This window comes from Streptomyces sp. NH27 (assembly GCF_056859195.1).
On sequence record NZ_JACEGK010000569.1, the window covers coordinates 1 to 4,895 of the forward strand.

The window sequence follows — 4,895 nt, forward strand, 5'->3', positions numbered from 1 at the left end:
CCGCCCCGCCGCACCCTCACCCATCCCGGGCACCGTCAACATCCGCGTCTTGTACGGTTCCCCGGCCGCGGACGACGGCTGCTCGGAGGCGGCGGCGAGGGCCGAGCCGGCTCCTGTTCCCGATTCCGTGCCGGCCCCCGGGGGCGGGGGAGTCGCTTCGGACCCGGTGTCCGGAGTGGTGGAGCCGCTCGCGGGGTCCACGCCCGGGTCGCGCTGCGGCGGCACCCCGCCACCGCCGCCCGGCCCGCCACCGTCGGGGCCGCCGTTCTCGGGACCGCCGTCGGGGTCGGAGTCGGGGTCGGGCTCCGGCGCCGGGTCCTCGTCCGGACCCCGGCCCTCGGCCTCGGCCCGTTCCGCCTCCTGCCGCGCCTGCTCCAGCGTCTCGTCCAGCTTCTCCTCGTCGAGGCCGGGCGCGTCGAACGGATTGCGGCGCCGGCGGTGCGGCAGCGCCAGCAGCGCGGCCTGCCGTACGTCCGCCGCCGTCACCTCGGTGCGGCCCGCCCACGCCGCCAGCGCGGTCGCGGTCCGCGCCATCACGATGTCCGCGCGCATCCCGTCCACCTCGAACGCCGCGCAGGTCGCCGCGATCTGCCGCAGCACCGCGTCCCCGAGCACCACCGTCGGCAACAACTCCCGTGCGGCCGCGATCCGTTCGCGCATCTCCTGCTCGTCGGCCGCCCACCGCGACGCGAACCGCGCCGGGTCCGCGTCGTAGGCCAGCCGCCGCCGTACGACCTCCACCCGCTGGTCGGTCTCGCGCGAGGCGGTGACCTCCACGGTCAGCCCGAACCGGTCGAGCAACTGCGGCCGCAGCTCGCCCTCTTCCGGGTTCATCGTGCCCACCAGCAGGAAGCGCGCCGCGTGCCGCACCGACACGCCCTCGCGCTCCACGTAACTCGCGCCCGTCGCGGCGGCGTCCAGCAATACGTCCACGAGATGGTCATGGAGCAGATTGACCTCGTCGACGTACAGAACCCCCCGGTGCGCGTCGGCCAGCAGCCCGGGCTCGAACGCCTTCACCCCCTCGGCGAGCGCCCGTTCGATGTCGAGCGCGCCGACCAGCCGGTCCTCCGAGGCGCCCACCGGCAACTCGACCAGCCTCGCGGGGCGCGGTATCCCCTCCTCGTCCACCGGGTGCGGCCCGTCCGGGCAGTCCGGGTCCGGGGAGGCGGGGGCGCAGCTGAACCGGCAACCGGCAACCACCGCGAGATCAGGCAGCAGCGAGGCGAGCGCGCGTACGGTCGTGGTTTTGGCCGTCCCCTTCTCGCCTCGGACGAGGATGCCGCCCACCGATGGGCTGATCGCGTTGAGCAGCAGCCCCAACCGCAGATCCTCCTGGCCGACGATCGCCGAGAACGGGTAGGGAATGCTCATGAAGCGGTCACTCCTTCGAGTGAAAAGGCGTTCGATCGGTCGGATGTGGACTCGCACCCACCATGCTGTGACGAGGGATCTTCGCTGCCGCGGGGGTGATCCGGGCACGGCGAACTGCACCGCTGTTCGGGCTCTCCGCTCCCCGCATGGGCGGGGGTGAACGCGGTCACGGCGCCCCCGGCGGCAGGACCGGCAGGCCGTCCGGCGGGCCGTGCTCGATCAGCCGCAGCAGTGCGCCGGTGTCGGCGTGCTCCTCGACCAGGTCCGCCAGCCGCTCCAACTGGTCCTCCCGCAAAGCCTCGAAGCGGGTGTCGGGCGCCGGGACGAACCGTCGCCCCGCCGCCGCGGCCACCTCGCGAAGGAACGCCCGCCGGAAGCCGTCGCTCTCCAGCGACCCGTGCCAGTGGGTGCCCCACACCGCGCCGACCCGGCAGCCGTCGAGGAACGGCTCGTCGCCGCCGAGGAGTTCGGCCACCCCGTGGTGGATCTCGTAGCCGCGCACGGGCTCGCCGTACTGCGTGCCCTCCGGACGGGCGAGGGTCTTCTCGCGGGCGAAGCGGACCCGGACCGGCAGCAGGCCGAGGCCCGCGACCGTACCGGCCCTCGACTCCACATCGTCCTCGATGCGTTGGGCGAGGAGTTGGAAGCCGCCGCAGATTCCGAGGACCGGGCGGCCCTCGGCGGCGCGCCGATGTACCGCGTCGGCGAGGCCGCGTTCGCGCAGCCAGGCCAGCGCGCGGACGGTGCCGCGGGTGCCGGGCAGCACGACCAGGTCGGCGTCAGCGAGTTCGTCCGGGCGGTCCACGAACCGCACCACGACCCCGGGTTCGGCGGCGAGCGCGTCGAGGTCGGTGAAGTTCGACATCAGCGGCAGCGCGGCCACCGCGACCCGCAACACCTCGTCGCCGTAGGGCGGTTCGACCGCGGACTCGCGCACCGCACCGCGCAGCGACACCCGCAGCCCGTCCTCCTCGTCGATGCCCAGACCGTGCGCGAAGGGGAGCACGCCGAGGGTGGGGCGGCCGGTGAGGTTGCGCAGCATGTCCAGGCCGGGCTGGAGCAGCGACACGTCACCGCGGAACTTGTTCACCAGGTAGCCTGCGACGAGCCGCTGGTCCTCCGGTGCGAGCAGGGCGGTCGTGCCGTAGAACGACGCGAAGACGCCGCCGCGGTCGATGTCGCCGACCACCATCACCGGCAGCCCCGCGCTCCTGGCCACGGCCATGTTGACGATGTCGGTGCGGCGCAGGTTGATCTCGGCGGGGCTGCCCGCGCCCTCGCAGATCACGGCGTCGTGGCCGCGGCCCAGCTCCTCCAGGCACTCCACCACGGTCCCCAGCAACTCGGCCTGCCGGCCGCCGTGGTAGCCGCGCGCGCTCAGCTCGCCGACCGGCTTGCCCAGCACCACCACCTGGCTGCTGTGGTCGCCGCCGGGCTTGAGCAGCACCGGGTTCATCAGCGCCGACGGCTCCACCCGGGCCGCCTGCGCCTGCATCGCCTGCGCCCGGCCGATCTCGGCGCCCTCCCGGGTGACATACGAGTTGAGCGACATGTTCTGGCCCTTGAACGGCGCCACCCGCAGGCCCTGACGGGTCAGCCACCGGCAGATCCCGGCGGTCACCACGCTCTTGCCGGTGTCCGAACCGGTCCCGGCGACCAGCAGCCCCTTCACGCCGCGCCCCCCTCGGCCGTGACCGGACCCATGACCGGACCTGCGACCGGACCCGCCGCCGGGCGGCCCCCGCGCGCCGCCGACAGCAGCACCGACGCGCCCAGCGCCAGCGCGCCGACCCGGCGGGACAGGCGGATCGCGCGCCGGATGTCGGCCGGGGCGGGTGGGCGGAACCCGGCGCCCAGCACCGGGCGATGCTCGGTACGGCCGCCGTACGACAGGGTGCCGCCCAGCCGCAGCCGCAGCGCCCCCGCGAACGCGGCCTCGACCGGGCCCGCGTTGGGGGAGGGATGGCGCGGCCCGTCACGCCGGGCGGTGGCCAGCGCGGTACGCGGATACGGCCCGGCCAGCGCGGCGAGTACGGCGGTGAGCCTGGCCCCCGGGTAGCCGACGGCGTCGTCCAGCCGGGCGGCGGCCCACCCGAACCGCAGGTGGCGCGGGGAGCGGTGGCCGACCATCGCGTCCAGGGTGTTGGCGGCGCGGAAGCCGACCAGGCCGGGCACACCGGCCAGACCGCCCCACACGAGGGCGCCGACCACGGCGTCCGAGGTGTTCTCGGCGACCGACTCGACGACGGCGCGGGCCATCGCGTCGGCGTCCAGTGCGGACGGGTCCCGCCCGCACAGGTGCGGCAGCCGGGCCCGGGCGGCGGCCAGGTCCCCGGCCTCCAGCGCCGCGCCGATCGCGCGGGCCTCGCGTGCGAGCGAGGTGCCGCCGAGTACGGACCAGGTGGTGGCGGCGGTGAGCGCGACGGACAGCGCCGGGCGGCCGCGCACCGCCCGCTCCGTGAGAGCGGCCGCGGCCACCGCGCCGCCGACGCACAGCGCCGCGTACGCCGTGCCGGTGCCGCGGTCGTCGCGCCACAGCCGCTTCTCCAGGACCCCCGCGGCACGCCCGAAGCCGGCCACCGGGTGGCCGCGGCGCGGGTCGCCGATCAGGAGGTCGCCGAGGAAGCCGAGCGTGGCGCCGTACGCGAAGACGCGGTCGGCACGGGTCATGCCCGGGTCGTCTCGGCGACCGAACGGGCAGCGGCCTGCGTGCAGGGCATCGCGAAGTCCTCACTCAGGGTCCGCGCCCTGGCTCGACGTGACCGGCGGTGAGAGTCTCCTGGCTCCCGGATCTACGCACTCCCGGGTCTTCCCGCCGGTGCGAGCCGGCCGTGACCTACAGGTTCGGGAGTGCACTCCCCGGTGACAGTGGCGGGACCGCGTCGGATTCGCACCGACTTCCTCTCCTGCCGCCGTATGGCTCCCGGCAGTTCACCACGGCTGCGGAAACCGCGTCAACCGACCCCCCGAGCGCCCCTGCCTGCGGATTCAGGGCCCGTCCGCCGGTGGTGAGCTGGTCGCGCCGTTCCCAGCGCCCCTTCGGTCTTGCGCCGTTGTGAGGTCGGTCTCGTTCCCGGCCGCAGGCCGGTGAAGGCATGACCGCAACGGGCACCCACCCAGGGGCGCGTGGGGGTTCCTCCCAGGCGAAGCTCTGGGGGAGAACTGCGCGACAAGCCACAACGGCCCGTACGAGGACGAACAACCGCAAGGGGCAGGGCCCCGGGGCGCCGAGGGAGGGAGCCGCACCCACGTACGGCGCGGCCCCCCGCAGGGCTACCCCGCGATGAGGTGGATGCCGTAGGCGACGGCGGCAGCACAGGCGGCGAAACAGACATACGCACCGGTGCGGGTGAGGACCGCGGTGCCGCCGGTGCCGCCCCGCCGGGACAGCCCGACGATGCCGAGCGTGAAGGCGCCCACGAGGCCGACCGTGGAGAGGAGGGTGACGGCGAAGACCGTGCCGAGCGCGTGCCAGTCGATGCTCATGGCGTGCCCTTTCAGACCGTGGTGGGGGTGGAGGC

4 protein-coding genes and 1 riboswitch are annotated in these 4,895 nt (G+C 75.0%); all 4 genes read right to left on the minus strand.

Going from position 1 to position 4,895, the window contains the following annotated elements; translation table 11 throughout:
* Positions 1 to 1,374: magnesium chelatase ATPase subunit I (locus tag AC13HU_RS32085; protein ID WP_483045494.1), on the minus strand; the 1,374-nt coding region annotated here is incomplete at its 3' end.
* A 166-nt stretch (positions 1,375 to 1,540) separates the two neighbouring features.
* Positions 1,541 to 3,046: a cobyric acid synthase gene (locus tag AC13HU_RS32090; RefSeq protein WP_483045495.1), complete on the minus strand. Its 1,506-nt coding sequence runs from the start codon at positions 3,044 to 3,046 to the stop codon at positions 1,541 to 1,543.
* Positions 3,043 to 4,044, minus strand: a complete 1,002-nt coding sequence (locus AC13HU_RS32095; RefSeq protein ID WP_483045496.1) for a cobalamin biosynthesis protein — start codon at positions 4,042 to 4,044, stop codon at positions 3,043 to 3,045. The genes AC13HU_RS32090 and AC13HU_RS32095 overlap by 4 nt, the downstream gene beginning before the upstream one ends.
* Before the next feature lie 83 nt (positions 4,045 to 4,127).
* Positions 4,128 to 4,325, minus strand: a riboswitch (cobalamin riboswitch).
* Positions 4,326 to 4,647: 322 nt separating this feature from the next.
* Positions 4,648 to 4,860 (minus strand): hypothetical protein, encoded by a 213-nt coding sequence (locus AC13HU_RS32100; RefSeq protein ID WP_483045497.1) that lies wholly within the window; start codon positions 4,858 to 4,860, stop codon positions 4,648 to 4,650.
* Positions 4,861 to 4,895 lie beyond the last annotated feature (35 nt).

Excerpts from the sequence above, each read along its gene's own strand:
- AC13HU_RS32095 (WP_483045496.1), bottom strand. The coding sequence starts at position 4,044 with ATGACCCGTGCCGACCGCGTCTTCGCGTACGGCGCCACGCTCGGCTTC.
- AC13HU_RS32100 (WP_483045497.1), bottom strand. The coding sequence starts at position 4,860 with ATGAGCATCGACTGGCACGCGCTCGGCACGGTCTTCGCCGTCACCCTC.